The organism is Metabacillus sp. 113a (assembly GCF_050107635.1).
Taxonomy (GTDB): domain Bacteria; phylum Bacillota; class Bacilli; order Bacillales; family Bacillaceae; genus Metabacillus_B.
Genome location: NZ_JBNILJ010000016.1, coordinates 46,147 through 72,573, shown reverse-complemented (window position 1 = coordinate 72,573; position 26,427 = coordinate 46,147). Strand labels below are relative to the sequence as shown.

General features: G+C 45.4%; 26 protein-coding genes. 14 read left to right on the top strand and 12 right to left on the bottom strand.

From position 1 onward, the window contains the following. On the bottom strand, positions 1–165 hold a 165-nt coding region (locus ACQCVE_RS17185; RefSeq protein ID WP_426863492.1), incomplete at its 3' end, for a transposase. A gap of 208 nt (positions 166–373) precedes the next feature. Between ACQCVE_RS17185 and ACQCVE_RS17180 the strand changes: the two genes are divergently transcribed. The 7 genes from ACQCVE_RS17180 (at position 374) to ACQCVE_RS17150 (ending at position 7,165) form a co-directional block, all read left to right on the top strand. Further along, positions 374–751, top strand: a complete 378-nt coding sequence (locus ACQCVE_RS17180; protein ID WP_426863490.1) for a hypothetical protein — start codon at positions 374–376, stop codon at positions 749–751. Positions 752–1,256: 505 nt separating this feature from the next. Next, positions 1,257–1,736 (top strand): hypothetical protein, encoded by a 480-nt coding sequence (locus ACQCVE_RS17175; protein WP_426844899.1) that lies wholly within the window; start codon positions 1,257–1,259, stop codon positions 1,734–1,736. 176 nt (positions 1,737–1,912) lie between these two features. Further along, complete coding sequence (locus ACQCVE_RS17170) at positions 1,913–3,667, top strand: hypothetical protein (protein WP_426863489.1); 1,755 nt, start codon at positions 1,913–1,915, stop codon at positions 3,665–3,667. Continuing rightward, entirely contained in the window at positions 3,657–4,361 is a 705-nt protein-coding gene (locus tag ACQCVE_RS17165; protein WP_426844602.1) for an ABC transporter ATP-binding protein, read from the top strand. The genes ACQCVE_RS17170 and ACQCVE_RS17165 overlap by 11 nt, the downstream gene beginning before the upstream one ends. Next, positions 4,348–5,541, top strand: coding sequence for an ABC transporter permease (locus ACQCVE_RS17160; RefSeq protein ID WP_426844603.1), 1,194 nt, complete (start codon positions 4,348–4,350; stop codon positions 5,539–5,541). The genes ACQCVE_RS17165 and ACQCVE_RS17160 overlap by 14 nt, the downstream gene beginning before the upstream one ends. Beyond that, complete coding sequence (locus ACQCVE_RS17155; protein ID WP_426844604.1) at positions 5,538–6,596, top strand: hypothetical protein; 1,059 nt, start codon at positions 5,538–5,540, stop codon at positions 6,594–6,596. Before ACQCVE_RS17160 ends, ACQCVE_RS17155 begins: the two co-directional genes overlap by 4 nt. 20 nt (positions 6,597–6,616) lie before the next feature. After that, entirely contained in the window at positions 6,617–7,165 is a 549-nt protein-coding gene (locus tag ACQCVE_RS17150) for a DUF4825 domain-containing protein (RefSeq protein ID WP_426844605.1), read from the top strand. Positions 7,166–7,218: 53 nt separating this feature from the next. Here ACQCVE_RS17150 and ACQCVE_RS17145 read toward each other — a convergent pair whose 3' ends face one another. From ACQCVE_RS17145 to ACQCVE_RS17135, 3 genes are all read right to left on the bottom strand, one after another. Then, complete coding sequence (locus ACQCVE_RS17145) at positions 7,219–8,196, bottom strand: ring-cleaving dioxygenase (RefSeq protein ID WP_426844606.1); 978 nt, start codon at positions 8,194–8,196, stop codon at positions 7,219–7,221. Positions 8,197–8,296: 100 nt separating this feature from the next. Next, entirely contained in the window at positions 8,297–8,596 is a 300-nt protein-coding gene (locus tag ACQCVE_RS17140) for a hypothetical protein (RefSeq protein WP_426863488.1), read from the bottom strand. Further along, a complete protein-coding gene (locus ACQCVE_RS17135) occupies positions 8,568–8,918 on the bottom strand; it encodes a hypothetical protein (protein ID WP_426863487.1) in 351 nt (116 codons plus the stop codon). Before ACQCVE_RS17135 ends, ACQCVE_RS17140 begins: the two co-directional genes overlap by 29 nt. A 209-nt stretch (positions 8,919–9,127) precedes the next feature. Here ACQCVE_RS17135 and ACQCVE_RS17130 point away from each other — a divergent pair, with 209 nt between their 5' ends. The 4 genes from ACQCVE_RS17130 (at position 9,128) to ACQCVE_RS17115 (ending at position 12,996) form a co-directional block, all read left to right on the top strand. After that, positions 9,128–9,550 (top strand): YfmQ family protein, encoded by a 423-nt coding sequence (locus tag ACQCVE_RS17130; RefSeq protein WP_426844608.1) that lies wholly within the window; start codon positions 9,128–9,130, stop codon positions 9,548–9,550. A gap of 239 nt (positions 9,551–9,789) precedes the next feature. Continuing rightward, entirely contained in the window at positions 9,790–10,113 is a 324-nt protein-coding gene (locus ACQCVE_RS17125) for a nucleoside triphosphate pyrophosphohydrolase (RefSeq protein ID WP_426844609.1), read from the top strand. Continuing rightward, positions 10,114–12,549: a DEAD/DEAH box helicase family protein gene (locus tag ACQCVE_RS17120; RefSeq protein WP_426863486.1), complete on the top strand. Its 2,436-nt coding sequence runs from the start codon at positions 10,114–10,116 to the stop codon at positions 12,547–12,549. Positions 12,550–12,738: 189 nt separating this feature from the next. Next, entirely contained in the window at positions 12,739–12,996 is a 258-nt protein-coding gene (locus tag ACQCVE_RS17115) for a hypothetical protein (protein ID WP_426844611.1), read from the top strand. Positions 12,997–13,014: 18 nt separating this feature from the next. Here ACQCVE_RS17115 and ACQCVE_RS17110 read toward each other — a convergent pair whose 3' ends face one another. After that, positions 13,015–13,833 carry a class I SAM-dependent methyltransferase gene (locus tag ACQCVE_RS17110; RefSeq protein ID WP_426863485.1) on the bottom strand — a complete coding sequence of 273 codons (819 nt, stop codon included), beginning with the start codon at positions 13,831–13,833 and terminating at the stop codon, positions 13,015–13,017. A 317-nt stretch (positions 13,834–14,150) separates the two neighbouring features. On the opposite strand from ACQCVE_RS17110, the gene ACQCVE_RS17105 reads away from it, so the two are divergent. From ACQCVE_RS17105 to ACQCVE_RS17095, 3 genes are all read left to right on the top strand, one after another. Then, positions 14,151–14,618, top strand: coding sequence for an RDD family protein (locus tag ACQCVE_RS17105; RefSeq protein ID WP_426863484.1), 468 nt, complete (start codon positions 14,151–14,153; stop codon positions 14,616–14,618). Between the two features lie 101 nt (positions 14,619–14,719). Further along, positions 14,720–15,748, top strand: a complete 1,029-nt coding sequence (locus ACQCVE_RS17100) for an ion channel (RefSeq protein ID WP_426863483.1) — start codon at positions 14,720–14,722, stop codon at positions 15,746–15,748. Further along, complete coding sequence (locus tag ACQCVE_RS17095; RefSeq protein ID WP_426844615.1) at positions 15,738–16,091, top strand: hypothetical protein; 354 nt, start codon at positions 15,738–15,740, stop codon at positions 16,089–16,091. The genes ACQCVE_RS17100 and ACQCVE_RS17095 overlap by 11 nt, the downstream gene beginning before the upstream one ends. A 42-nt stretch (positions 16,092–16,133) precedes the next feature. Here ACQCVE_RS17095 and ACQCVE_RS17090 read toward each other — a convergent pair whose 3' ends face one another. From ACQCVE_RS17090 to ACQCVE_RS17060, 7 genes are all read right to left on the bottom strand, one after another. Further along, positions 16,134–16,688, bottom strand: a complete 555-nt coding sequence (locus ACQCVE_RS17090; protein WP_426844616.1) for a PilZ domain-containing protein — start codon at positions 16,686–16,688, stop codon at positions 16,134–16,136. A 10-nt stretch (positions 16,689–16,698) separates the two neighbouring features. Further along, positions 16,699–18,270: a GAF domain-containing protein gene (locus ACQCVE_RS17085; RefSeq protein ID WP_426844617.1), complete on the bottom strand. Its 1,572-nt coding sequence runs from the start codon at positions 18,268–18,270 to the stop codon at positions 16,699–16,701. A gap of 12 nt (positions 18,271–18,282) precedes the next feature. Next, complete coding sequence (locus ACQCVE_RS17080) at positions 18,283–19,854, bottom strand: DUF342 domain-containing protein (RefSeq protein WP_426863482.1); 1,572 nt, start codon at positions 19,852–19,854, stop codon at positions 18,283–18,285. A 208-nt stretch (positions 19,855–20,062) separates the two neighbouring features. Continuing rightward, entirely contained in the window at positions 20,063–21,523 is a 1,461-nt protein-coding gene (locus ACQCVE_RS17075; RefSeq protein ID WP_426844619.1) for a protein adenylyltransferase SelO, read from the bottom strand. Between the two features lie 101 nt (positions 21,524–21,624). Further along, on the bottom strand, positions 21,625–22,035 hold the full coding sequence (locus ACQCVE_RS17070; RefSeq protein ID WP_426863481.1) for a hypothetical protein: 411 nt from the start codon (positions 22,033–22,035) through the stop codon (positions 21,625–21,627). A 1,081-nt stretch (positions 22,036–23,116) separates the two neighbouring features. After that, positions 23,117–24,808: a methyl-accepting chemotaxis protein gene (locus tag ACQCVE_RS17065; protein ID WP_426863480.1), complete on the bottom strand. Its 1,692-nt coding sequence runs from the start codon at positions 24,806–24,808 to the stop codon at positions 23,117–23,119. 135 nt (positions 24,809–24,943) lie between these two features. Further along, positions 24,944–26,194, bottom strand: a complete 1,251-nt coding sequence (locus tag ACQCVE_RS17060) for an MFS transporter (RefSeq protein WP_426863479.1) — start codon at positions 26,192–26,194, stop codon at positions 24,944–24,946. Positions 26,195–26,427: the final 233 nt, after the last annotated feature.

Here is a 26,427-nt window from a genome sequence, read left to right as displayed (position 1 = left end):
AGCAACAATGACAATTTCCAATTCTTCACATACTTCTTGTACCAACTGTTTAAATCGTTCCTCTACATCAGTACGAAGGAATATTTTTCTTCGATACCGAGGACAAAAGACAAAATGATAGTTGAGCCATGATACGGTTGTACTTGTTCTTCTATATTCATTCATAGGTTTATTGTATCAGTTTTATTTAAAAACTGATTCAATGCGACAATAAAAAAGAACAAAACATTTCGGATACTTGAAGCACCACAAACCTTACGGTTTTCAGTGGTACTCCGTATCCGACCTCACTTTCATCCCACACCTGAAGGAATGGGCTTTCCCGTTCGGAAAATCTGTAAATGGGAACCAGATCTTTAAGGACGCCGTTATTGTGTCAACAGGTAAAACACGGGACAAAATAGCAGAATCGTTCAGCCTGAAGACCAACGAGGAACAAAAAACCAGTTTGGAAGCTTATATCCAGCAAACGGAAAAGCGCATCGAAACGGAAAAGGACAGACAGCTTCTCCATGATCTGACAATGGATGCTGCTGTCAAACGCATGCTAAAAGGTGCGATGGATATTCTCGAGCCTTCCCTGCCAACCATGATGATAGAGGACCGGCTTGTCCTGGAGTGCAGCGAGCGGAAGGTTGAGCTTCATTGCTTTGGGGGAGGCCATACAGACAGCGATCTCTTCATGTACCTCCCTGAAGAAAAGGTGCTGTTTGCAGGGGACCTCGTTCTCGTGATTCCAAATACTGGATGATGAAATGTAACAGTAATGTCATACTAGTACAGCTAGAAATCATTCCTCAGGTAAAGCAGAAGAGCCCTCCTCAACGGAAGGCTCTTTTTATGAGCTGTAAAGTTAAATTTAGGGGGAGTTTTGCACGATTAATTTTTATTCAAGATGTATCGAAATACTCTGTATTTCTTAATATCCAGTCTTATATTCAGAGATTTATTCTATGTTTATGCTTTGTAAATAGTCTATCAGAAACCGCTCTTATTGAATTTTCATTTCAAGGCTTAACACTTCGTTTACATGTCTTTTCCTGCCTCTACCCTATTTCCCCTTTTTAAAAAAATCTTTTTCGATCTGAGTACCAAACGTCCCCCTTAGTCGACTTTAATCTTTCTTTTTTGACAATATACGACAATATTTTCCCTTGGCTGAGACAGCTATTAAAAACTATGGGAAAATAACTGGAAAATTGATGCTATACTTCAAATTGGTTACAGCGAATCAAATAGGAGGAACTAAATTGAAGATGAAGAAAAAGGTTAGTGCATTTATTGGTACATTAGCAGTGGCAGGAGCCCTTACATTCGGCGGAGGAACGAGTGCAAGTGCCTATTCAGATTCCACAACTGAGCCTATTCCTCAATTGTCCGGAAACAGTATTCAATCAAATGCATGGATGAGCAACACTGCTTTCTATCAAAAGCAAAGCTATCAAGTAAGTGCTAAATTTCTTGGTACGAATCCTCCAAACGCTGATTGGGTAAAAACTGCATGGACGATTAAAGCTAACGGTCTGGGAGTTTCAATCGGAGGTATCAGCGGCGGTACTTCTAATGGGAGCACGCTAACCGGAACATGGACAAACAGCAATACATGGATTTCTGACTATGCAGGCTCTTATTCCATCTCAGGTGTTCCAATCAGCGGCGGCACTGACAATACGGCCTCTTTCCTTGCTAAAGGAGTAAAACGTTCAGCGTCCGCTTCTATTTTCCGATTCTATTAAAAAATGTATAGAACATAGATGCAAAGCAGCATGCATGTTCTATACATAATCCCGTACAACTCAATCTAATCTGACTAAACTAAAACACTGATGAGCTGTAACCATATGAAAGTGAATACAACCCACATTGTATTCACTTTCTATTATAACCAATATACCCGGTAGGAGGAAAAATAATGCGGTATAAATGGACGATATTGTTAATATTTTCTCTTGCGGCTATAAGCCTATCCATCTATTTTTCCCTATTTGGGTCGAATATAGAAGGAAAAGATGTAAAAATAGACAAGGAATTATTTACAGAATTACAGGAACAGCAGCTTGAGAGCTCACTCAGAATGATGAAGAGCTGGGGAGACGAAAATCTTTATTCACCTTCCAATGCGATGGAGGGTTCAAAAGATGAGTACGTTTCTTATTATGCCTATCAAACCGCTGATCTTCTAGGTGAAAATCCACATGAGCCCTATTGCCGTACTGTTATTGAATTCCTTAAAAACGATTCCTTTGCAGATGAGGAGGATCAGTTAATCTTTACAGGAATTGAAAGAGTCTACCGGGCAGATCAATCATTGTCCCTTTGCAGTTACGAAGCAAGCCAGTCGAAAGCCTACATGGAGAAGCACGTTCAGCACTTATTGGACACAACGTATATTCCAGATGGATATTTTATATCAAATGAATTCAAAGAATACCGGGACAAGCCCGGCTACGAATTAGTAAAAGTACAGCAAACAAGAATGATGCTAAATATGGCCTCCAAATATGGATTTATGGAAGCACTTGACCAAAAGGCGATCCGCTCATGGGTGAAAAGCCTTGAACTTAACGAACTTCAAACTTTGGAAGCCGCAGCTGAAATGAATCAAATCATGGGGATTGAAACTGCACGAAAGATTCCTTCAGCTGATATCGATAAACTGATTCATAAAAGGACATACGATTTCAATGATTTAATGGATTTAAACAGCCTTGCCGCTCTTCAGAAGCTTCAGCCCGAACTGCTTCAGCCTGATGAGATAGCTGAAATAGCTGAGAAAGTAAAAAAGCAATTCTATGGGCTATCGGACATTCAGAGCGAATATTTAAAGATGAACCTCCTTCATCAGTTCCATTCTCTTCCTGATCCGCAGCACAAGGATATGATTTTAAAAGATTTATCCGTTTACAGGTATGAGGATGGGATGCTGCCGTCATTCAGCACCTATGACAACCAGTTCAGTCCTGTATTAATTGGGAAGGTATCCGAGGAGTATGCGGGAAGATCCAATCCTGCTCATGATGAAGCGATCCTGAAACGGGTGCTTGCTGCAGATATAGATGAACTGATGAAACAGGATCCTTTTGAAGTTTACAGCTTTGTGTCGCTCCTTTCCAAGACGGGCGGAAAGCTTCCCGATGAAAAAAAAGAAGCGCTGAACGCTGCCCTTTTGAAGAAAATGGAGATGCCAATTGTCCGTTCGAGTATGATGGGGTTCACTTTTTATGCAAAAGCTCTTAAACAGCTGAACGGCAGCATCACCAAAGAGATGCTCCCGCCAAATACAGAGGCCATTTTAAATGAAATTATTCAAAAGCAAGCGAGCTATTTCGGGGAAAAGGACCAGGTTTCCTCCCTTGCATTTTTAGAGACGCTAAGCAGCATCGGGCTGTATACAGATCAGGTAAGAAAAGCAAAGCCCTTTGCCGATCAGGTGAAAACGGACCCCGACTCTGAAATCGGTGCCTATCTCATCTATTATAAAGCAGCTCTTATGCACAATTCAGGCATGCCTTACGATCAAAATAAAACAGGACGGAACATCTCGCAATTATATAAACGGACAGGCTATGCGCTTAACAGCAGCAAGTCGTTTCCGGATATCTACTCAACCTATTTTTTAATGGCGATTAACCACAATTTAACGGAGGACTTCCACCATGAATCATAAGCCTTTATTAAGACTGGAGGATGTAGGAAAATGCTACAAAAGCAAAGAATCATCGCTCCGCATTCTTCAAAACATCCATCTGACTGTGAGAGCGGGTGAATTGAATGTGATTATGGGCCCGTCAGGCTCCGGGAAAAGCACACTGCTGAATCTGATGGGACTGCTCGATGATCCAACTGAAGGAACCATCCATCTCGATTCACAGCCTGCAGCACAATTGACTGAGAAAGAGAAATCCCGACTGCGCTCCAAAACAATTGGTTTTGTGTTTCAGGACTTCAACCTGTTTCCTAACCTCTCTGCCCTTGAAAATGTGACGATGCCATTATTGATCCATAAAGACATCAGCGTTCAGGCGAGAGATAAAAAAGCGAAGGAACTTTTGGAACTTGTCGGTCTAACCCACCGGATGGAGCATATGCCGAGCTCCTTATCCGGTGGAGAAAAACAAAGAGTTTCCATAGCCCGGGCGCTTGCCGCTAATCCTAAAATGCTTCTTGCGGATGAACCTACCGGAAACGTAGATGATGAAAACGAAGAAAAAATCATCGAATTGTTCAAAAAGCTCTCCTCATCCGGAGTCGCCTTAATTGTTGTCACTCACAACTCCATTTACAAGCAGCATGCAGATCGCTTTTATACGATGCAAAAAGGAACATTATTGGAGGGAGAGCAAAAATATGAGGCTAAGTGACTACCTGAAATTGGGGGGCAAAAATTTCAAAAGAAATGGATTCAAAACAGCTGCGCCGATTGTCATTATTACAATGGGGATCATCGTTTTTAATGTGGTGGCGGGATTTTTCTCCGGGATCACAAGCAGCATGAACGAGACGGTTATGGAAAATGACAGCCTGAAATTCATTGAAGTCGTCTCTACCCCTGACAAAGCACTTAAGCAAGAAGACTTCAATGAACTGAAGCAAATCGATGGGGTCAGCACGTCCTTCCCCAAAGTCCAGGCATTTGTCGGTCTTGAATACGGAAAAAACAAAATCACCACAAATCTGATTGGAGTCGATGGTCCCGCCCTCTCTTACATGACAGCAGGGAAAGCAAATTCGATAAAAGACGGAGACATCGTCCTGAATTCAGCACTGGCTGATGACCTCAAGCAGGGAGACGAAGTGAATGTCAGCTACACCGTTAAAGTCAAAGAGGGAGAAGGCGTACGTGAATCGACCAAAGGAACGATTCAATCGCTGTACGATCAATTTTACATAACAAATTTTCCAGATGATCTTTCTCTTGCCACCATTGATTATGTAGAAAATTTGAATGCGCAATTTGAAGGACTTACATTGGAGCAGTACCGCAGCGGCTTAACCTATGACTTTGGGACAGTCGTCGTACAAAATGTAGAGGATGTAACGCCAGTCGCCCGGCAAATCGAAGAACTGGGATTGGATACCATTTACTCGCTTAAGTCCTCCCAGTCAATTCCAATGGTCGCTCAGATCATTATGTCAATCGGCGGGGTCATCATTGTACTGCTCTTGATTTTTTCGGGCATCAGCATTGCCTCCATCATTGGCCAATCCCTTCGCGGACGCTATAAGGAAATTGGCATTATGAGAGCCGTCGGCTATGAGAAATCCCATCTTATTAAACTGTTTTCCGTCGAGGTCCTTTTTATATCAGTCCTGTCCTTTGCAGCCTCTATTATATTAAGCTTTCTTATTATCAGCGGGCTGGAATACTTCCTTAACCAGTCGGAAGCCATTGACTACACGTTTACGATTGATATGACCATTCAGCAAGTGCTGCTCAGTCTCATATTAATTCTTGCAGTAAGTTTTCTGGCAAGCTTCCGTCCGATTGTGAAAGCATCATCTGCAACGATTACTGATATTATTAGAGGGAATGCATCATGAAGAAAAAAACAGCCCTGCTCATCGTCCTGCTGCTTATGGCAGCTGGAGGCGGATACTTCATTTTCACTCAATCGAGTGCCGAAACAAGTACGAAAATTGAAGATAATGAAGGAAATTCCATCAGCTATCTGTCTGAAAAATACGGGAAATCCGTATTGAATACCTTTAATTTTGACAAGCAAAAAATAACGAAAAGCTTTAAACTGAATCAAGATCAAGATCTTTATGCTGTTTCCTATTACCATCCCATCGAGAAGAAAACGCTGATTATGAATCAGCAGTCCGAACCTTACGGCTATCAAGTTTACATGCAAAACCCAACTGGTATTCAAAAACTCGGATTCTTGGAAAACAGCATACAGGAGGCTCTCTATACAGATGAATTTGCCTATGTCCTTGTTTATTCAAGGGATGCTGGACAAAGCGTAAAATTGAATCAGTATAAGCTTGATAATTGGGAAAAACCTGTTCAGACTTGGGAAATACCTGGCTCTCCTAAACGGATGCTCGCCAATCACGAAAGCGGTAAGATATTCATTCTTACAGCAGAAGCCGGAACGGCCATGCATACTTTAGACGAAAAATCTGGAGAACTAACCAGTAAAGTGATAGCGGAGGATCCATATGACCTGAACGCATCCGTAATCGATGGGAAGCTTTGGATCCTTCCCAGAGAAAAGCTTGATTCATCCGGGATGAAAAGCAAGAACAACCAAGCCGTACGGTCCGTCATGCAGCTGGACACAGAAACAGGGGAAACTCTCCAAACCGCTAAGACTAAGCATCCTCCCAAATTCATGGCGCAGGATTCAAATTACACCTATATTATTTCAGGGACTCCCAACTCCTCTTATCTGGAGCTGTACGAACACAAAAACATGAACAAGCGAATCGGCACAGTGAAACTCAAAGCCGATGCCATCAATGGATTTGTTTCGACTGAATCCGGTAATTTTCTTTTCACGAACAAGGGAGTGTTTAAAGCAGAGGGCACAAAGGTGCAATCTGCAGCAGATGAAGAGATTTCCCCTAAAACAGACCTGCGTATTCATTAGAGAAGGAAAGGATGAACACCATGAAAAAACCATTGATCGCAGCATTCTTATCAGCAGCCCTCCTCACAGGCTGCAGCACCGATGCCGGCATTAAAACCATCAAGGATGTAAAGATGGATGAATTAAGTTCGCTGAAGAATACATCAGCAGGAAGCAATTCAGATGTCACCTCCATCATCAGCTCCCTTCCTGGAGGGGAAAGCTACAAGGAAGTGGCGATCAACGGGACTTCCATAGGCACAACATATGGCATTAAAGATGGCTCTACTTTGACTGAAGAACAGTTTTCCGATTACTGGCTAAATGATGACGCAATAAAGAGAAACTTCCTTTATAATGCTGCCTCCATCTTTACTCTCATTCCAAACGCAGACAAAGCAGCCTTTACTGTGGAATCTGAGATGAACCAATCGTTTTCCATCTCAAGAGACCAAATGGAAAAAGAGCTGCCCCATTCGTTTGATGAGTATGCCAATGATCAGGAAATGTGGAAAAAAGAATTAACAGAATTTGTGAACTCAGAGGAAAAAAGAACAGCGTTTTTTGAAAAATATCCAATTAGCGAATAAACGGTTAAAAAGGAACCCTGCTCATAAGCCGGGTTCCTTCTATTATGAAGACATTATTCCTTTACGAACTCCTTCGTACTCCTGACCGTATCGATTGGCCGGACCAGCCCTTCAATCTCTGCTCGCTTCGGTTCGAGGAATGGGGGAAGAGATAATTTTTCGCCAAGCGTTTCATATGGTTCGTCCCCCATGAATCCAGGTCCGTCGGTCGCGAATTCAAAGAGAATCTGTGGAGCGACTCTTGCATAAAGGGATTCGAAGAAATGGCGGTTCACATAGCCGGAGTTCGGAAGACGGAAGCTTGAAAGCCTGTCTGTCCATTCATCCAGGACGGTGCGGTCTTCCACCCGGAATGCTGCATGGTGAACCGTACCGAAGCCTTGTACTGCTTCTGGAAGATCCGGGTTTTCCTCAACGATGACCTGAGCTCCGTTTCCGCCCTTTCCGACTTCAAACAGGTGGAATGACTCTTCCTGTGCCACTTCTTTAAATAGAAGAACTTTTTCAAGCATTTGTTTAAAAAAGTCAAACTGTGCAATCCGGACGAAAATCGGTCCGAGTCCGGTGATTGCATACTCCAGTGGAATCGGCCCCTTTTGCCACGGTGTACCAGATTCGATTCCTTCGTTATTCTCATCGGAAATGAGCTGATACTTTTGATCATCAAAATCAGCAAATGAGAGCGTCTTTTTCCCGAATTGCTCCGTAATCCCCTCGTGCTTCACGTCCAGCCGGTCAAAACGCTTCACCCAATAGTCAAGCGCCGCATCCGTTGGCACACGAAACGATGTTTTGGAGATTTCGTTCGTTCCGTGCACACCCTTCCGAATACCCGGGAAATCAAAGAACGTCATATCCGTTCCCGCACTACCTTTATCATCTGCGAAAAACAGATGGTACGTCTGGATGTCATCCTGGTTTACTGTCTTTTTGATCAATCTCATTCCAAGTACATATGTGAAAAACTCATAGTTCTTTTCAGCACTGCTTGTAATAGCCGTAACGTGGTGAATCCCTTTTAGATGGTTCATGATTTACAGCTCCTTTTATTTATCTTGAATTCAAGATAAATTTATCATGAATCTAAACGCACGTCAACAGACTAGCATAAGAGGCAGCAAATCAGCCCTTTTACATACTCTTATTTTTACTCAATAGTTTTCCATCTTGAAATTCAAGAAAAATATTGCGCAATTCTTCTTCACTTTTGTAAACATATATAGTCCCCTTGAATTCTCCCTCCGCTCCTCCACTCTGCTGAGTTATGACTCCTTCACCGCCAAGAATCTCTGTCGTCTCTTCATAGGTCATGCCAATATTCACCTGATTTAGCTTGGCTTCCGTTGCAGTTACTTCAGGATCTGGCTGAATAGTAAATTCTTGAAGATTATCCAGCTTGTCATCAATGAACCCCCCCCTGGACGAAACCAAAACCCTCTGAATCTCTCCACGTGTAAATTTCAATCTCTGTTGCCGTACCTTTTTCCCCTTTTGACCCCATGATGTCAGCTATTTCCTCATAACTCATGCCGGCTTTTAACTGAAGAAACTTGTCCAGTGTAGCGGCACCCTCCTCATTCCCGGCCTTAGCTGCATCCTTATTTTCGCTTTCCTGATTCTTCTCTTCCTTAGGCGCTGTTTCTTCCGCGCCGGCAGACTCGGAGCTCTTCCCGCCTTCACTCTCTCCACAGCCCGCTAAAACTGCCATTCCGAGTACAGTTGCTGATACCCATCCTAATTTGCCGAAATTCATCGTATCTCTCCCTTTTCTAACATTTAAGTAAAATAATAACAACAAATTTTCTTTTTCCACAGATTAACTAAACATAAACCAGAATGGATAAACAAATCAGTTCTTCCCAGCACGAAAAGGTTCATCTAATCGACAAACCTTATCGAGCTGCTCTGTGGTACGATAATCATTGTAATCAACCATTTTACAGCACTGGAGATGAATGAAGGATGACGACCGGATTTATCATTTTGCTGATTATCCTCGCCGGCCTTAAAGTTGTGTTAGCCAGCCCTCCCACCTTTGTCGTAGAATGGATGCTCAGCAAATTCGCCATGCATCCGAAGCTGGAAGAACCCGCTACTACTGTAACCTTTGACGGAAAACACCTCGAAGGCCATGATAAAGCTCAATTTATTGATCAGTTTAACGAAGCCATCTATTACGATCAGTATGAAGAACTCCCTTCCAACGACGGAAAGCCCCTGATCATTGACACGAAAAAGGGGAAAAAGGATGTCAGACTGTTCGTCTACATTTACAACGACCGAATCGATGTCATTAAACAATATAAACAGAAAACAGCCGCATACAGCCTGCTATCTGACAGTCTTCAGGAGCGTTCAATGATGATGGCCAAAGAAATTGGGTAAAAAAGACCGTCACGGAGACGGTCTTTTTTTATTGGATGATGGAACCATTGCAGCTGTTGAAGCTCACTCTGTCATTCTTATTACACTCTGTTTCCCAGCAAAACTAACCCTATAAATACCTGAGAACCATAAAATATAGCAATAACCAGATAGGTTAAGAAATTTCTGTAAGAGGCTATTGAAAGCGAGCGTTCAATTAATGGTAAAATAAGAGAAACGATACGAACGGAGGAACCCTGATGCCCATTTACAACAAACTCGTACGCGACAACATACCGCATATCATTGAAGCAACCGGCAAATCCTTTGAAACCCGCATTTTAGAGAACGATGAATACGTTAACGAATTGAAGAAAAAGAGCTTTGAAGAACTCGATGAATACATGACTGCGGAAACGAATGCAGAAGCAGTTGAAGAGCTCGCCGATCTCATGGAAATCATCAAGGCGTTTGCAGAGGTGCACGGCTCAAGCCTGGCCGAAGTAGAAAAGATCCGTCAGGAAAAAGCTGAGAAGCGCGGAGGGTTTGAGGAGAAGGTTTTTTTGGTTCGGGTAGAGGATTAGATGCAGATATCCTTATATACAGAGAAGCTGCTGATTCCAGTTCTTGACCGGATTCAGCAGTCCAGCACGATTTATATTCTGACGGCCTTTGCGATGAAATCAGGAGTATCTTTGCTTAAGTCCGCTTTGGCAGAAGCTGCTGAACGGGGTGCAGATATCAAGCTTCTGACCGGAGACTACTTATATGTTACACAGCCGGATGCGTTAAAAGAATTGGCTTCCATTCATGAAAAAATTGAAGTCCGGCTATGGCGGAGCAGTGGAATCAGCTTTCATCCGAAGGCTTATTTATTTGAGTCAAAAGCGCAGGGCCATTCGATTATCGGCTCTTCCAATCTATCAAGATCCGCTTTAACGAATGGAGTGGAATGGAGTGTCGGCATCTTTGAAAATGAGGAAAAGCTTCTATTTGAAGAAGCAAGCCGAAAATTTATTGATCTGTTTCAAGCTGAAAACACCATTGCGGTTAACCTGGAAACCGCCAAACGGTACGAGGATGAATACATAGATTTTCACCAGCAGCATCCGAACTTAGCCAGAACCTGGACGAAGCAGGAAGAGCAGGAGCTCATGCTTCCAGGGGAAGAGAAGCCTGATCCCGATTCTATGGTGCTGGAAACACAGGAAAACTATTCCGTCCTAGCCCCCCGCTTCGCTCAGATTGAAGCACTTGAACAGCTGCACAGTACAGTGGAGGACGGCTATAAAAAAGCCATGGTCGTTATGGCAACCGGACTGGGGAAAACCTACCTGGCCGGGTTCTTTGCTCAAAATTTTGGGAAGGTTCTTTTTATTGCCCATTTAGAAGAAATCCTTCATCAGTCGGCAGAATCCTTTTTAAACGTCATGCCTGACAAAACCGCCGGCATTTATAACGGGCGCCAAAAAAATCCCGATGCGGATCTGCTGTTTGCTTCCATTCAAACGTTAAGCATGAAACGCCATTTAGAAGTATTCGATCCAGAGGAATTCGACTTAATCGTAGTCGATGAATTCCATCATGCGGCGGCTGCCTCTTATCAGAAGGTGCTGGATTATTTCAAGCCTTCCTTCTTGCTCGGTGTGACAGCTACACCTGACCGAGCCGATAACCGGGATGTTTACGCCTTATGTGAAGGAAATGTCGCCTACAAAATCGATTTTCTTGAAGCCATTCAAAGAACATGGCTCTCCCCCTTTCAGTATTATGGGGTATATGATGAAACAGACTACTCGAAGCTGACATGGCGAGGCACAAAATATGACCAGGAAGAGCTGATGGCCGTTCAGCTGAAGACGGAGCAGGCAGCCCATATTTTGCAGTCATGGAAAACCTACAGGAAAACCAGAACACTCGTCTTTTGCTCCTCCATCCGCCAGGCTGATTTCCTGTCTTCATATTTTGCAGACAATGGCTATCGGACGGTGTCTCTTCACTCCAGGCAAAAGCAAGTCAATCGGAAGGACGCCGCCCAAGCGTTAGCTGATGGTGAACTCGATGCCATATTTACAGTGGATCTTTTCAATGAAGGCGTTGATATCCCAGCCGTGGATACCCTTCTATTCGTAAGACCTACCGAGTCTCTCACCATCTTTACTCAGCAAATCGGCCGTGGCTTGAGGCTGCATCCTGAAAAGGATCACTGTGTCATCATCGACCTCATCGGAAATTACCGGAATGCCGATATTAAGCTGAGCCTGTTTGACACACGTCCTTCAACAGAGAAAAAGGAAAAAATCATAGAGCCGGTTGTCCCTTTATCCTGCTCCGTTGACCTGGATATGCAAGTGATTAATCTGCTGAAAGAATTAACAAAAAAAAGACAGCCACGCAAGGAACGGCTCCTAAACAACTACCAGATGGTGAAAGAAGAGCTGGGCAGAAGACCCTCATATTTGGAGCTTCACTTATATGGAGAGCTTTCGGCTCAAGACTATAAATCCGAGTTTAAAACGCTTTTCAGCTTTCTAAACTGGGCAAATGAACTGACTGCCGCTGAACAGGAGGTATTTCTCCAGCATGAAAATTGGCTGCAGGAAGCAGAGGGCACCGGAATGAGCAAAAGCTATAAAATGATTGTCCTGCTGGCAATGCTGGAACGGGGAATGGATGATTGGTATAAACCGGTAACAGCCCTTGAAATTGCTCAATTCTTCCATACATATCTCATGTCTAAGGAGTATCGAAAGAGAATAGATTTTTCGGATGGGCAAAGCACGAAGCTGTGGGATTACAATCAGCAGAAGACAGCGGGACTAATTGAGCGGATGCCGATGACAAAATGGAGCGGAAGTTCTAAAGGACTTGCAGTATTCAACGAGGGGGAATTCTTCTTTCTTATAAACCCGGATAGCAGTGAAAAAGAAACCCTTTATTCCTGGACGAGGGAAATTTGTGAGTATCGGCTTCATCAGTATTTTGAGAGAAGGACTGCCTTAACCTTTACAGTGAGCTGAAAGTCAAATTCTCACCCCAGCACAAATTCAATTTAAAACTATTAACACATTCCCGCTCTTATTAACGTGTTAAATAGTTTCCCAATCCCAAAAGAAAGGTATAAGTAACATATCAACCCAAAAAGTCAGCACCACTACCCATCAGCCATCTTTCCCTATTACACAGGACACTTCAGGAGGTCATGAACCATGCTGACTGTACAGCTCACTGTTTTTGCCGTGATTCTAGCTATTTTGCTCCTGGCTGCGATCTTTCTTTCGAAAAGGTTAGGGATCAGCAAGGAGATTGTTTTGTTTGGATATTTGATTTTTCTTTTTATTGGTCTCTTGGTTCTGAATTTGCTTCAGGCCGGACCGCTCGTTCTGATTGTGCTGCCGATTCTGCTTACGGCACTTTCGATAGGCGGATTAGTTCGGGCCATTATTAAAACGAAATACGAGGGATGAAAAGGTCAAAGCAATGCCTCATTGCTTTGACCTTTTTTCCGCCTCCTTCATTCCGAGAATTAAATTGAGGCCGATGTGTTCCTGAAATTCGTTTTTCTCGTTTAGCTTTTGCAGCGCACGATGCAGATCTTTTTCGAATGCTCCTTTGCATTCATTCACGTATACTGGTCTGCCGCAGGATGTTGAGTAGAGGTTGCCTATGATGGATTCTATACTCCACTTAACTGTGTGGACGGGCAGGTGGATGACTTCTGTTTGGAATGGTGATTGGTTCATTCTCTCCTCATAGCTGATCGGTGGATGTGCGTATACCGTGTTTCCCGCTTTCCGCTCTTCCCCGTACCATTTCTTCACAATTCGCTCTGTTTCTTCCTGCCAAGGTTCAAGCTGCTGCCCGGGATGATAGGCGTCGATGATCGCTACTCCCCCGCCGGGAGCAATGGCTTCGTAAAGTTGGCCAAGGACCGTCTGCTGGTCCATCCAATGGAAGGCTTTGGCGATCATCACGAGGCGGATCGAATCATGAGAGAGGCTTCTTACATAGTCTTCTGCCCTTCCTCCTATCCATTCACAGTGGCCGATTCTAGCATCCTCGCTTCTGCGCTTCGCTTCTATCAGCATTTCTTCCTCCGGATCAATCCCGGTGATCCGTTCAAACCAATCTGCAAATCGGAGTGTGAGCTGACCGGTGCCGCAGCCGAGGTCCAGCAGCCGGCCGGTCCCATCAAGAGAGTACCGGTTTACAAGGAAGCGGACTAATTCAGGAGGATAGACGGGGCGGTATTTGGCATAATAGGATGCTGTGCCTTTGAACAGGTCTTTTCCATAGTTTTTCACGATAGGGTTTCCTCCCTGAGCATAAGAAAGCATCAGCCTTTTTAGTAGATAGCAGCTGATGCTTCTGTGGTTAGGTATAGTTTACTTTTTTAAGAAAGAATACGTAAAGCATCGTGTTGATTTTTTTACTCTTGTTGATTGGAGTGGAAGGCGTGGGACTCCGGGCTCGCCCTCTAGCTGCAATCAACATCTACGTTTTGTAAAAGAGAACACCTTTTACTTATTTGGACTCAATTGTAATAAATTGGTTTATTCATCATCCGAAAGTGGTAAGGAATCAGAGGCAATAAGACTTAATTTATTGGAGGGAACGGTGTATGTACGCAGGATTTTGGCAGCGGGCGGGTGCCTATTTGCTAGATGGAATTGTTGGTAATCTCATTATCTTCGTTTTTCTATTTTTTATGGCCGGGGTGGACTTGCTGGTCCGTTCTATTGGAATGGATGAGAGCGTGAGGCAGTTTGTCATCGGGTCAATCAGTTTCGTTGTTTATCTTTCTTCTAATTGGCTGTACTACGCTGTGATGGAATCATCGGGAACGCAGGCCACGCTTGGAAAGATGGCTGTCGGAATCGTCGTAACGGACCAGGAGTATAAGCGCATCTCTTTTGGGAGGGCTACTGTCAGGTACTTTGCCTCCCTGTTGTCTATCCTCATTTTCTTCATCGGCTTCATTATTGCAGGCTTTACGGAAAAGAAACAGGCGCTTCATGATTTCCTAGCCGGCACCTATGTTTTGAAAAAGGAAGCCGGTCAGGCGGCAGACAGGCCAGCAGCTTCTTAAGCTATCCAGACTTCGCCTTTGCTGAAGTCTCTTTTTTTCTCTGTAAGATTCACCTAAAAACCTTTATGATAAAGGAGAGATTATCTAAAAGGAGAAAATGCATGATCTTATTTAGAAAACTGTATGTAAAAGCAATGAAGGTCAAATTCCTCACCCTCCTTGCGGTAACGCTCTTATTCCTGATTATCAACACCTGGATCATGAGGGTCCTTGAACCGGAGACATTTGAGAGCAATCTTCACGCTGCCTGGTGGCTGATGACAACGATGACAACGGTAGGCTACGGGGATGTATCCCCTGTTACCGCAGCTGGACGGGTGTGGACGATGCTCGTCATCTATCCGTTCGGGATCGGCATTTTCGGAATCGTAATTGGCATGATCGTCGATTCGTTTTCTAAGCATAAACAAATGAAGGAAGAGGGAAGGCTTATGTATCGGGGACAGCACCACTATGTTTTGATCGGCTGGACACAAAAGTCTAGGGAAGCAGCGAAGGCATTGATGCTGGAGGAGCCGGAAGCGGATCTCGTTTTGATTGACGAGCTTGAAAAGTCACCTATGACTCACGAACGGTTCCATTACATACAGGGAAGTGCCACAGACACGGCCATCCTGGATCAGGCCGGGGCTGCCCGGGCAAAGGCAGTTCTCATCTTTGCCCCTGCCCATGTGGAGGATATGGATCTTGCCGATGGCAGGACACTTCTGATTGCTTCAAGCATTGAGGAGTATGATACAGGTACGGAATCCAATATTTATACGATTGCCGAAATTCTCAATAAACAGCACGTGAAAATGTTTAAGCATGTTAGCGTAGATGAATTCATCCTTTCTGAACATGCCGCCTCCCATCTGATGGCAAGGTCCGCCCGTCATCATGGAACGAGCACGATTTTCGGCAAGCTATTGAACAACGGCCGGGGCGGGGAAGAGCTTCATGAAGTTTCCGCTCTTCCGGAATGGAAAACCTATCGCGACGCGTTTGAAAGCCTAAAGGATAAAAATGCGCTGCTGCTGTCGGATCAGGAGCATATCAACGTGCTGCAAAAGCTTGATCACCCGCTCGCTCCCGGCACAAAGCTGTATGTCGTATGCGATAAAGAGAGCAGGAAACGGATTGGACAATAGGCGTACGCGTTTTGCCATTAAAGCGGGATGGCTTGGATTAACAGGTCTTGTTAACATTTTGGCGGGCTTCCTCTTTCTTTATCTATCCATTCTTTGGATGATCACCTTTATGTATGCCGCAGAGGCATTCGGCTGGACGCTCGACCCGACGCTCGATGAAGGACTGCTCCTTCCTTGCCTTATGCTTTCCGGGACGGCAATCATCTTTTATTTTCCGGCGTTGATTATGGGCAACAGGCATTTGCGGAGTAAAGGGAAGCTCGGAAAACCGTATGATGTGCTGTATTTTGTGATGATGTTTGCGATTGGAATCGGTCTCGCCCTGAAAGAACGCGGATTTTAACAAAGATGGAAAGAGAGGAAAGCGGCTGTTTCCCTCTCTTTGTTATCCATTTTCGTTCAGCTGCTCATTGATTATATATTTTCGTAACAGAAATAGGTTTTCCTTGCTGAGAAATTGGATTTGAGAGCCGCACCGGTAAAGGCTGGACGGCAGCGTCATCGTGTTCTGAATGGAGATCCGGGCATGGATGACTTCTTCTCCGGCGAAGATTTGCAAGGAATAGGCTTCATTCATAGTCAGCGGGCGGGTCGAGATGAACCCGAACCCGTTGAAGCTGAGATCGATGATTGTCACTTTGCGTTCCGGTCCGGCTTCTGAAGTGATTACTCCATTCAGCTGGCACGGATGCCTGTAAAACCTTCTGCGCTCATTCGGTGCTTTCCGTTCCTGAAGCGGCAGGTAAAGGTACAGGTTGAATTCCTCCTGTTTAAGGACATAGGCGTGAAAGGATTGCTGATTGTATTTGCATGTCAGCTTGTCCCCCAGGCTGATTCCGGTCTTATCCTTAACGACCACATTCATCAGCTCGCCTTTAATTTCATGAAGGCCTGCGGTGAGGGTCCTGTGGTCTTTTGTCACGATTGTAATATATTCCATTGAGTTCCCCTTATTTTCCTCCATTTAACACCCTCTGGGAATCCAGATCCTCCAGTGTATCTCTGCGGTCCATGTGGTAGATTAGCGGTGTGATATTCCTCGTGATGGTGTCAATCAAGACAATTTCTTCTTCCTTCAGATTCTCGGTCGTTTCGGTGACAACCAGGTAACCATAAGGAGTATGCTCCCATGTAAGCCCAAAATCCCCCGTGCTCCACTGAATGGGAGAAACGACCACCCCTGATGATTCTCCCAAAATTGCTCGAAAGCGTTCATCAGGAAAATAATAGGATAGGCGGTCCGATTTAAAATCATAGTGGGTTTCGTCCTTCAGCTTTTCCTGCATGGCTTCATCAAATGAAAAGGATTCTCCCGCCATGCCGGATCCAATGGACGCAGCCACCTTGTACGCTTCCCCATTCTTAAAGGCGAAAAAAGCTTTTTTTATCCCGAATCCCAATTCCAGCGTAGTCAGGGAAAGGTTCAAAAGCTCCTCCCTTGTCCGGCATGAATTGATTGTCCTGATCAGCCGGTTATACATTTGAAGGACGCCAAGCTTTGCTTCCGCCTCCTTCTTCTGCTTTTCCTGTTTCTCAAAAAGCTGGGCGTTGCTGAGGGCAATGTACGTAGAGGAAGCCAGGGTTTCAATGAGTTCGATTGTGCCTCCGTCGTAGGTGGACTGCTGGCGGGAGTCGCTCAGCGTTACGAGGCCGATCAGCTTTTCCTTCTGAATGAGAATAACATAGTGTGTTTCAAGCTCTTGAAGTGCAGAAGCGTTCATGAACGCCCGCTCTGCCCAATTATCTTCTTCCTTTAAATGAATGACCGTCCGGCCAGAAAAGCATTCCGGATCGCTGATCTCCAACTCAGCATATAAATTCTGGAAGGAATGGACATTGCGATACCCTTTTATTTTTATTTTTTTGGAGAGAGGGTCATAAATTCCAAAACTCGTGACCCGGCTTCCTGAAATTTCACTGAACACATCGGTGGCCATTTCATACAGCTTTTGGACATTCAGCTCAGAGAGGAGCGCCTTGATGCTTTGATTTAAAACAAAAAGATTAAAGATTTTCCGGTCCAGCTGGGAATTCACTTCCTGAAAGTCAAGGAAACGCTGGTTGTTTTCAAGGGATGAATTCACAAGGCTCATCATGATTGTCGAGCTGATCTGATCATCCTTCGTCATCTCCCCCATCGACTTTCCATCTGTCACAATAAACCCGGCAAGAACGGTGTCATTGATCAGGGGGATTACGTAATGAGCAGAGAAATCCTGAATAAAGCAGTCTGGAAAATAATCCTTCAGCTGCTCGGCTGCAAGCGGCCTGCCATGATAGAGAGGAAGCTCATCAAGCTTTTCGGAAGCCGGAAAAGTATAGTCCGTAAACCCGTAGATTCTCGTATGCACAAGGCTAAAATGGTTGTTTTCCCTTTGAAACAGGGCGGACCGGTTTAAAGTCAAAAGTTCATTGGCAAAATCAAAAGCAAATTTAAGCAGCGAATGAACGTCATATCTCTGTGTAAAAACCTCTATTGCCTGAAGTAAAATTTCATATCGATATGATTTTTCAAAGCTCATCACAAATGCTCCTTATTCATATTTCAATTCCCGTCCGGTAACATAAAAGGTTCCTCTCGTTAAAGACTCCACTTTTTTCTTCATGTTTTTGATCTCGATGTACGTTTCCGGATAGGCGCTGCGGCAAATGGAAATTTCCCCGTCCCCCTTAATTTTCAGCATCTTCATCAATGTTTCCCGGTGCTGATCGTGTGTGGAGATCTCTTTCAGCTTTTCATCATAAGCTTTCTTCAAATTTTGAAGATGGGCCTGCTGCCGGTCATTCAAATTCAAGGAAAAGCTTTCATACACATCTATGTGGCGCTGAATCTCTTCGATCATCTGGACCGACTGCTTGTATTCTGTCAGCAGCGCGACATAGTCCTCCTGCAGGCGGATGCGGTCAAACCCCTCTACTTGAATAATCGTTTTGAGCTCAATTTTATTTCCGATTTCATTCGCAAAGACCCGGCCTTTCGCTTCGATCACCCCGCCGAAGATTTTCCCCTTATGCTCTTCTGTAATAACGTTTTTAGCGATAAGCCGGCTGCCTTTAGAATAGAATCCAATGTGAATGTCCTCCCCTGCTTCCAAGGTGCATTCATTGGCATGCTTAACGAAAATGGTTTTTGCGGCTCTGATGATTCCTTTTCCGAACACACCGCCCTTGATAAAGATATCGCCGTTTAGGGATTCAATCCGTTCCACCTCACGAACCCCCATTTCTGAAAGAATCGCGATATCGACACCTGCCTTAACTGAAAACCCCTCATGCACGGTCCCGTTAACCGTAACCGAACCATCGAATTCAATATTGCCGGTGGCGATCCCTACATCCCCATCGATCCGTAAATGATTGGCGACAGAAATTTTCCCGGCGGCTGAGGATACAATACCGCGGATTGCAGCTCTTAAGATGAACCGGCCGTCTTCCTCTGCCACCCTGACCGTCTTCGGGTCGTACAGAAGTTTCTTATCCTTTCCCTTCTTTGCCTTCAGAACTTCACCTAGAACGTTCACTCCATCCGTCCCGTCAGTAGGGGGAATTTTTTCTCCCAGCCATTCTCCCTGCTCGACTTCATCGATAAAATTCAGATGATAAAAATCCGCTTTGCCTGTTTCCTGTATCGTCGGTTTCCTTTCAGAAAGCTCATAATAGCGGACGGATGCGTCTCTTCCGTGGACCGGCTCAATCCCCTTTGCCGCCTCCACCCACTGCATCGGAACAAGTCCGTCCTGAATGGCATTCAAATTCAGCCCTTCTGTAATACCTGCCTGATTTAACGTTTCCAGTGCCTTTTCAGCCAAGTCTGTTTTCAATTGATCAAACTCTGCCGGCGTTGCGAGCACTTTAAGGTTCGCTGTCATTTTATCCTTGCTGATTAAATGGGTAACGAGCGGGAGATATACCCCAATATTTACAGGCTGATTCACAGCTTCAGCGATTGCTTTCTTAAGGTTTTGGAAGGATGTAATGGAGACTCGGGGGAATTGGTCGAGTATTTTGTTGACATCAGAAAGGAGAAAGCCCTTCTGAAACGCACAGAGACTGACCGTCCCTTTTTCTTCTTCCAGCTTGAAAAAGTCATTTTCTATAAGAATCATAAGCACTCCTCTTTCTGTACTTTTTCCGTTAACGTTAATAGGTAAAAAGACATAAATAGTCCGTTTTTTTATTTTAATATACCATTAAATCATGTTAAAAGTCCTGTTTTTACATAACTTTAATATTCATAATGAGACTTTTGACTCACTTCCATTTAATGCAAAAAGGCCAGCCGCACATTGGACGGCTGACCTTTAAACACCCCTTTTACGTACCGCAGTACGTCCGGTAATCACATCCGGACGGTCCAGGTGGCTTCGTGTATTCTTCCTGGTCTGCTGAGTAGGCATAGGGCTCGGATAGGATGGCAAGAAGCTGCTCCACCAAACTGAAATCCCCTTTTCCAGCTGCCTCCAGTGCTTCTTCCACACGATGGTTCCGCGGGATCACCGCAGGGTTGCTTTGGCGCATAAGCTCTCTTGCAGATTTAATGGATGCCTCCTGCTTTTCGAGACGCTCCTGCCAGCGCCCCCTCCAATCTGAAAACTCATCGGATTGAAAGAGCTCTTGCCCATCAAGCTGATCGATGGTTAAGGACCGAAACGTGTTCGTGTAGTCGGCTTCATGCTTTTCCATCAAGCTGAGGAGGTCTTGAAGAAGCGCCTCATCCTCTTTTTCTTCATGGACCAATCCGACCTTGGCTCTCATTCCTTCAAGCCACTGCTTCCGATACAACTCGGGATAGCGGGAAATGGTCTCCTGGGCGAGCTTGACCGCTTCCTCCTGGTCTTCATGAAGGAGCGGCAGCAGGCTTTCAGCAAAACGGGCCAGGTTCCAGCCTCCGATACCCGGCTGATTCCCGTAAGCATAGCGCCCCTGTACATCAATGGAGCTAAAGACCGTTTCACGCTTATAGGTATCCATGAACGCGCACGGTCCATAATCGATCGTTTCCCCGCTGATGGTCATGTTGTCGGTGTTCATCACCCCGTGGATAAATCCGGCTAGCTGCCATTTTGCAATGAGCGCAGCCTGACGCTTAATGACCTCTTCAAGGAAAGAAAGATAACGCTGTTCCCCGTTCTCTTCTATCTCGGGGTAATGCCGCTCAATTGCGTAATCAGCAAGTGCCTGGAGGTTCTCCGCCGCAGTCCAATTCGCTGCATACTGGAACGTCCCGACGCGCAAATGGCTCGCCGCAACCCGGGTCAGAACCGCTCCCGGCAGCGCCGTTTCACGGATCGTTGCTTCCCCGGTTGCCGCTACTGCCAGACTGCGGGTCGTTGGAATACCGAGTCCGTGCATCGCTTCACTGATGATGTATTCACGCAGCATCGGTCCAAGCGCCGCCCGGCCGTCGCCCCTCCGTGAATACGGTGTCGGACCTGAACCCTTCAGCTGGATATCCACCCGTTCACCGCCAGGCGTGATCTGCTCGCCGATCAGCAGCGCCCGTCCGTCCCCAAGCATTGTGAACTGGCCAAATTGATGGCCTGCATAAGCCTGGGCGAGAGGAACGGCTCCATCTGGAAAAGTGTTCCCCGTAAAAATAGCGGCTCCCGCTTCGGTTTGAAGCTCCTGAACATCCAAACCCAGCTCTTTGGCGAGAGGCTCATTAAACATCACCAGCGCCGGGTCATCCGCAGGATCCGCCTCCATCGTTGAGAAAAATGGGGCCGGCAGACGGGAATAGCTGTTTTCTAAGTTCCAACCTGAATTGTGTGCCATTGAATCTCCCTTTCTTACTTAAATTCATCTCGCTCCGAAATAAGTTTCTGCTTTAGTGTCTCCATTATACCTTTTCCACCTTGCCGAAGCGCTGAAAACATCTATCGCCACTCCTCAGCCATCTTTTCATCAGGTTTCCAAGCTGCGATGCTCCCCTTTAAATCCTCAAGCTCCAGCAAGTACCGGTATATTTCAGATGAAAAGCACCCGTCCGAGCCTTCTAATCCACAGTAATCCCAGAACTCACCAATCATCTCATCAATGCTTTCCAGCAAATCCGCTTTTCTGGGAGTTCCGGACCAATACCCTTTGTACAGATCCCGTTCCCAGCCGTTCATCCACCCCAAATATTCAAATCTTACCGACTCATAGTCATCTATGTACGGATGATCGTGATCATTCGGAGACTGATCGAATTCTTCATAGCAGTCATCTGAACAAAACCAAAGCCCCTCATTATTAATCCGCCTTGCCATCCCCGGTTCCCTTTTGCACATTTTGCATTTTTTCACTTGCGACCCTCTCCCTTCTTAACTCATATAAAGCATACAAACGTGGGAGTGGATTTTTCTACGGCTTGGGAAATAGGCTGCTTAAGGGCTTTGTTGAAACTAGGTGGTGGTGGTGGTGGCGGTGTTGACTCTGTTCACGGGACTGTACCATTGGAGTTGAAACTTTGTTTGATTATGGTTGCCTCTGTTTCCGAGCTCCGTACCTTATATTGGAGAAGGTACTATGTCCACGTATGCTTGCCTCCGTCCCCCGCTCTGTATTTTATATTGGAGAAAGTACTATGTGCGCGCCCACGCTCTGTACTTTATATTGGACAAAGTACTATGTGCACGCATGCTTGCCTCCGTCCCCCGCTCTGCTAAAGCGTTAAACCTTTGGCACCATCCTAAATGAACCCTTGCAGCGCACGGGATTTCCAGGCGTGTGCTCTGTCCCCAATATATTCGAAAAACGGGGTCGGAGGATGCCTCCGTCCCTGATTATGTCTACTAGTTAGGCTCTGTCCCCAGCACCTCAAAAGCGTTGGGGCAGTTGGGGTAATGGAATTCTTCCTCCTTCCCCCGGTGCTTTACCGTAACGGGGGCCGGTGCTTTGCGATCAACTCCATATTGAATCCATTTTTTCCTTAAAAGGCTGTTTAAACTAAAAAAACGGGATATCCCGGACTTGCGAAGTACATTTTGGACCGTTTTGCTGCATTTAAAAGCGGCATCAGCCTACTAACAATCAGGATATTGTCCGTATTCAATCATTTATTGTCCGTATTCTATTTATATTGTCCGTATTCTATCATTTATTGTCCGTATTTTATTTTTATTGTCCGTACTCACCCATATAAAGACTTTTCGACAAAAATCGTCAGAATTCGCAACAAATACGCTGTAAGTTTCACTGTTAAATCCATACACTACCTGCGAAAACACATACAAATTAAAAAGAAAAAGACCAAGAATGCTGATCTTACAGCATTCTTGGTCTCACTTTACATGTCAGGTCAAAATCGAAAACCTGCTTTTCAGAAACCAATAATCGAAGGGATTTCTGTCCTCCACCCTGATAAAGCAGTAAAGCTCCTATCAACTACATCTTAAACTTCGCAACGGCCGTTTGCATTGCTTCGGCCATGGCGGCAAGCATGGTTGATGAGGAGGTGATTTCTTCCATGGATGCCAGCTGTTCTTCAGATGATGCAGCGTTCATTTGCGCTCCTTCGAGTGTTTGCTCGGCTACGAGAGAAATGGCTTTGGCAGCGTCGGCGACTTTTTCCATGCTTTTCACAAGGTCTTTCACTGTGCCGGACATGGCTTCCATTTCATCCGCAACACCTTCTGTAGATTGGATGATGCCTTTGAAGGATTCTCCCGCTTTATTGACGACGGTAATGCCCTCTGAGACTTCCCGGGTCGTGGTATTCATTCCTGACACGGCCAAGCTGGTGGATTGCCTGATCAGTTTGATGAGGTTTGAAATCTGATTGGCAGAGGAAGCGGATTGTTCTGCTAGCTTTCGAACCTCGTCTGCTACGACAGCGAAGCCTTTCCCTTGTTCGCCGGCCCTTGCCGCTTCGATCGCCGCGTTTAGAGCCAGAAGGTTGGTCTGGTCGGCGATGCCTGTGATGACATCGACAATTTTGCCGATTTCATGAGAACGGCTCCCCAGTTCTTTGATGACATCTGCAAGCTCAGCGACATTCTCCTGAATGGATTCCATTTGCTGTATAGAGGTGACGATGGATTCGTTCCCCTCCAGGGCCTTGTCAGATGCCGTTCTGGCTGAGGCGGAAACCAAATCTGCCCGGCTTGCAATTTGGATGGCGTTTTCTGCCATTTGATCCTGATAGCCAGAGCTTTCACTAACTGCGTTAAGCTGCTTTTCTGAACCGGATGCAAGCTCCTGGGTCACGCTTGTAATGGCCTCGGCCGCCGTACTGCTTTGCTCGGCGCTCGCTGAAAGCTCTTCAGCACTTGCCGCAACCTGCTCAGAAGTCTGTCCGATTTCTTGAATCAGCGTCCTTAAGTTGTCCACCATGGTATTAAAGGAACGGCCGAGAACCCCGACTTCATCTTTCGTATCGGCCTTCACCTTTCCGGCAGCCAGATTTCCGCCGGATACGCTCTCAGCGATAGCGGTCATTTCTTTCAGCGGACTGATTTTTCTCATAAACAGAAGCAAGCTTGATAAGATAACAAGCATTAGGAGAACCATAGAGACAGACGTCATAATTAAATAGTTCTTCATTGCGATGCTCGTTTCTTCCGTTTGGGCATGAGCCCAGTCAGCCAAATCCTTCTGAAATTTATCAATCGGAACTAAGATTTGCGCTTTCCCCTCCTCGTACTCCTTGCCGAAGACTAGCTCTCTTGCTTTATCAAAATCCTCTTCTTCAACCGCTCTCATTGCCGCATCTTCAAGCTGAATAAGCGTGTCTGACTTCTTCTTTGCTTCTTCTACAAGCGAGAGCAGTTCTTCCGGCGCTCCCAGCTCCTTTAACCGAGTAACCACCCGGTCCCGGGTTTTCGTTTCATTGACTTCTTTCCAATAGTTATCCAGATGCTCCTGCTCTCCAAACTGAACATGATTCCGGACTTCATTTGTTAAATAATCAGAGGCAGATTCAAGCTCTGCAGCAAGCTGCTGATATTCAAGCTGCCGGTCAAATGCTTCTCCCCGTCCAATCATGCCGTTTACTAACAAGGTCAGACAGGCAATGATTCCAAGAGACAGCACCAGCACGGAAGCAAGGACGATTTTTAACAACGATGCAATTTTCATTTCGATTCCCCCACATTTTTCTCTACCCAGCTTATATCGGCAAAAATTAGGTGATTTGCAGGGGTCGCGGGCTTGTCAATCAACAAAAATTTTCGGCACGTAAAAAACGTACAGCATCAGCTGTACGCTTCCTGCTTACATTCCCTCTTTTAATCCCCTGCTGGCTGCCGGCTTTTTCATGATTGGCAGGAGCGTAATAATTCCGATAAACAGGAGGATGGCGGATGCCTCATAAATATAGACGATGGAAAGATTCGTTTTGAGCCAGCCTGCCGCTGACATTGTGATGACCATCGCCCCCATGAATAAGGGGTTTAGGATCCCATTCACCCTTCCGATAAAGGCTTCTTCCGTATTTTGCAGAATCATCGTGTTGATTCCAATATGGATGCAGGGCATAAACAATCCGGAAAAGAATTGAAAGCCCAGGGTCAGCCAAAGTTCTGTCGACAATCCCATTCCGACCATTCCGATGGCGCTGGCCGCCATTCCGATGGAAAGGAGCATTTGCGGGAGGACTTTTTTGGCGACCGCAATCGTGATTCCCCCTCCTAGAATCATCCCGATTCCAAAGGCAGCCATCAGCCACTGCAGATTTTCTTTAGGAAGGCCGAGCCTCTCCGTGATGAGGAACACACCAAGCGGCTGTGTGAGGCCAATCGCAAGCCCCGCAGCTGCAAAGCAACCGCCGAGCAGAGTTAAGACACGGCTGTTCAGCACATAGCCGAAGCCTTGCTTCATTTCCTGCATCAGCGTCGTTTTCGGTTTTTCCTTTTCCGGCTCCGGATCCTTAGGGAGCATCAGCAGGATTGCAGCTGAAAGCAGGAAGGCCACCCCCATCACACCGACAGCGGCGAGAATACCGTAACGCTGGAAAACGAAGGTTCCAAGAATCGGGCCAAGGATCATAAATAAGGCAAACATCGTCTGATACATGGACATCCCCATTTGGACGAGCTGTTCCGGTACATGGAGCTTAAAGAGCTTCATACCGGAAGGCTGGGAAAATTGAGAAAGAATCGAGGAGATCAAGGTCGCAAAGAAAATCATTTTCCAGCTTCCGAAAAACAAGGTCAGCAGAACGGCAAATACGGAGATGGCGCTAAGCAGATCACACCAGATCATCGTCCTTTTCGGCCGCCATCTGTCAGCAAATGTGCCGCCTATGAACGAAAACAGGAAGATCGGGGCAAACTCAGCTACTGAAATAAGCGATACCGCTACCGGATTTTCATTCGTCTTCTCAATTACATACAAAAGAATGGAATAATTCCTTACCCAAATTCCAATCTGGAGAAAAAACACGGACAGCAGAATCGTCCTGATCACTTGATTCCGGAATAAAGCCCCCATGCCGAATTTCTCCTGTTCAGCTGTTTCTGTCATAAAAAAACCTCCTTTTATCCATTCATTCTGGACAGGAGGTTTTGTTTTGATAACAAAGGAAGACAGAAATCCCCTAAGGCATTCTGTGTTTCAGCATGTCTCAAAAGGCAAAACTAATCCGTTCCAGAAAAATAGCTCGTCATTCCCGTTGATGCGCCCGTTTTTCTAAAAAAGAATCAGCTGATCATCGCCCTTTGATCACCCTTCCAAAAATAAGTACGTTCAGTAAACAT

Bases quoted from the DNA above. Each gene is read 5' to 3' on its own strand.
- ACQCVE_RS17175 (WP_426844899.1), top strand. From the start codon at position 1,257: ATGAAGAAAAAGGTTAGTGCATTTATTGGTACATTAGCAGTGGCAGGA.
- ACQCVE_RS17170 (WP_426863489.1), top strand. From the start codon at position 1,913: ATGCGGTATAAATGGACGATATTGTTAATATTTTCTCTTGCGGCTATA.
- ACQCVE_RS17165 (WP_426844602.1), top strand. From the start codon at position 3,657: ATGAATCATAAGCCTTTATTAAGACTGGAGGATGTAGGAAAATGCTAC.
- ACQCVE_RS17160 (WP_426844603.1), top strand. From the start codon at position 4,348: ATGAGGCTAAGTGACTACCTGAAATTGGGGGGCAAAAATTTCAAAAGA.
- ACQCVE_RS17155 (WP_426844604.1), top strand. From the start codon at position 5,538: ATGAAGAAAAAAACAGCCCTGCTCATCGTCCTGCTGCTTATGGCAGCT.
- ACQCVE_RS17150 (WP_426844605.1), top strand. From the start codon at position 6,617: ATGAAAAAACCATTGATCGCAGCATTCTTATCAGCAGCCCTCCTCACA.
- ACQCVE_RS17145 (WP_426844606.1), bottom strand. From the start codon at position 8,196: ATGAACCATCTAAAAGGGATTCACCACGTTACGGCTATTACAAGCAGT.
- ACQCVE_RS17135 (WP_426863487.1), bottom strand. From the start codon at position 8,918: ATGAATTTCGGCAAATTAGGATGGGTATCAGCAACTGTACTCGGAATG.
- ACQCVE_RS17130 (WP_426844608.1), top strand. From the start codon at position 9,128: ATGACGACCGGATTTATCATTTTGCTGATTATCCTCGCCGGCCTTAAA.
- ACQCVE_RS17125 (WP_426844609.1), top strand. From the start codon at position 9,790: ATGCCCATTTACAACAAACTCGTACGCGACAACATACCGCATATCATT.
- ACQCVE_RS17120 (WP_426863486.1), top strand. From the start codon at position 10,114: ATGCAGATATCCTTATATACAGAGAAGCTGCTGATTCCAGTTCTTGAC.
- ACQCVE_RS17115 (WP_426844611.1), top strand. From the start codon at position 12,739: ATGCTGACTGTACAGCTCACTGTTTTTGCCGTGATTCTAGCTATTTTG.
- ACQCVE_RS17105 (WP_426863484.1), top strand. From the start codon at position 14,151: ATGTACGCAGGATTTTGGCAGCGGGCGGGTGCCTATTTGCTAGATGGA.
- ACQCVE_RS17100 (WP_426863483.1), top strand. From the start codon at position 14,720: ATGATCTTATTTAGAAAACTGTATGTAAAAGCAATGAAGGTCAAATTC.
- ACQCVE_RS17090 (WP_426844616.1), bottom strand. From the start codon at position 16,688: ATGGAATATATTACAATCGTGACAAAAGACCACAGGACCCTCACCGCA.
- ACQCVE_RS17085 (WP_426844617.1), bottom strand. From the start codon at position 18,270: ATGAGCTTTGAAAAATCATATCGATATGAAATTTTACTTCAGGCAATA.
- ACQCVE_RS17080 (WP_426863482.1), bottom strand. From the start codon at position 19,854: ATGATTCTTATAGAAAATGACTTTTTCAAGCTGGAAGAAGAAAAAGGG.
- ACQCVE_RS17075 (WP_426844619.1), bottom strand. From the start codon at position 21,523: ATGGCACACAATTCAGGTTGGAACTTAGAAAACAGCTATTCCCGTCTG.
- ACQCVE_RS17065 (WP_426863480.1), bottom strand. From the start codon at position 24,808: ATGAAAATTGCATCGTTGTTAAAAATCGTCCTTGCTTCCGTGCTGGTG.
- ACQCVE_RS17060 (WP_426863479.1), bottom strand. From the start codon at position 26,194: ATGACAGAAACAGCTGAACAGGAGAAATTCGGCATGGGGGCTTTATTC.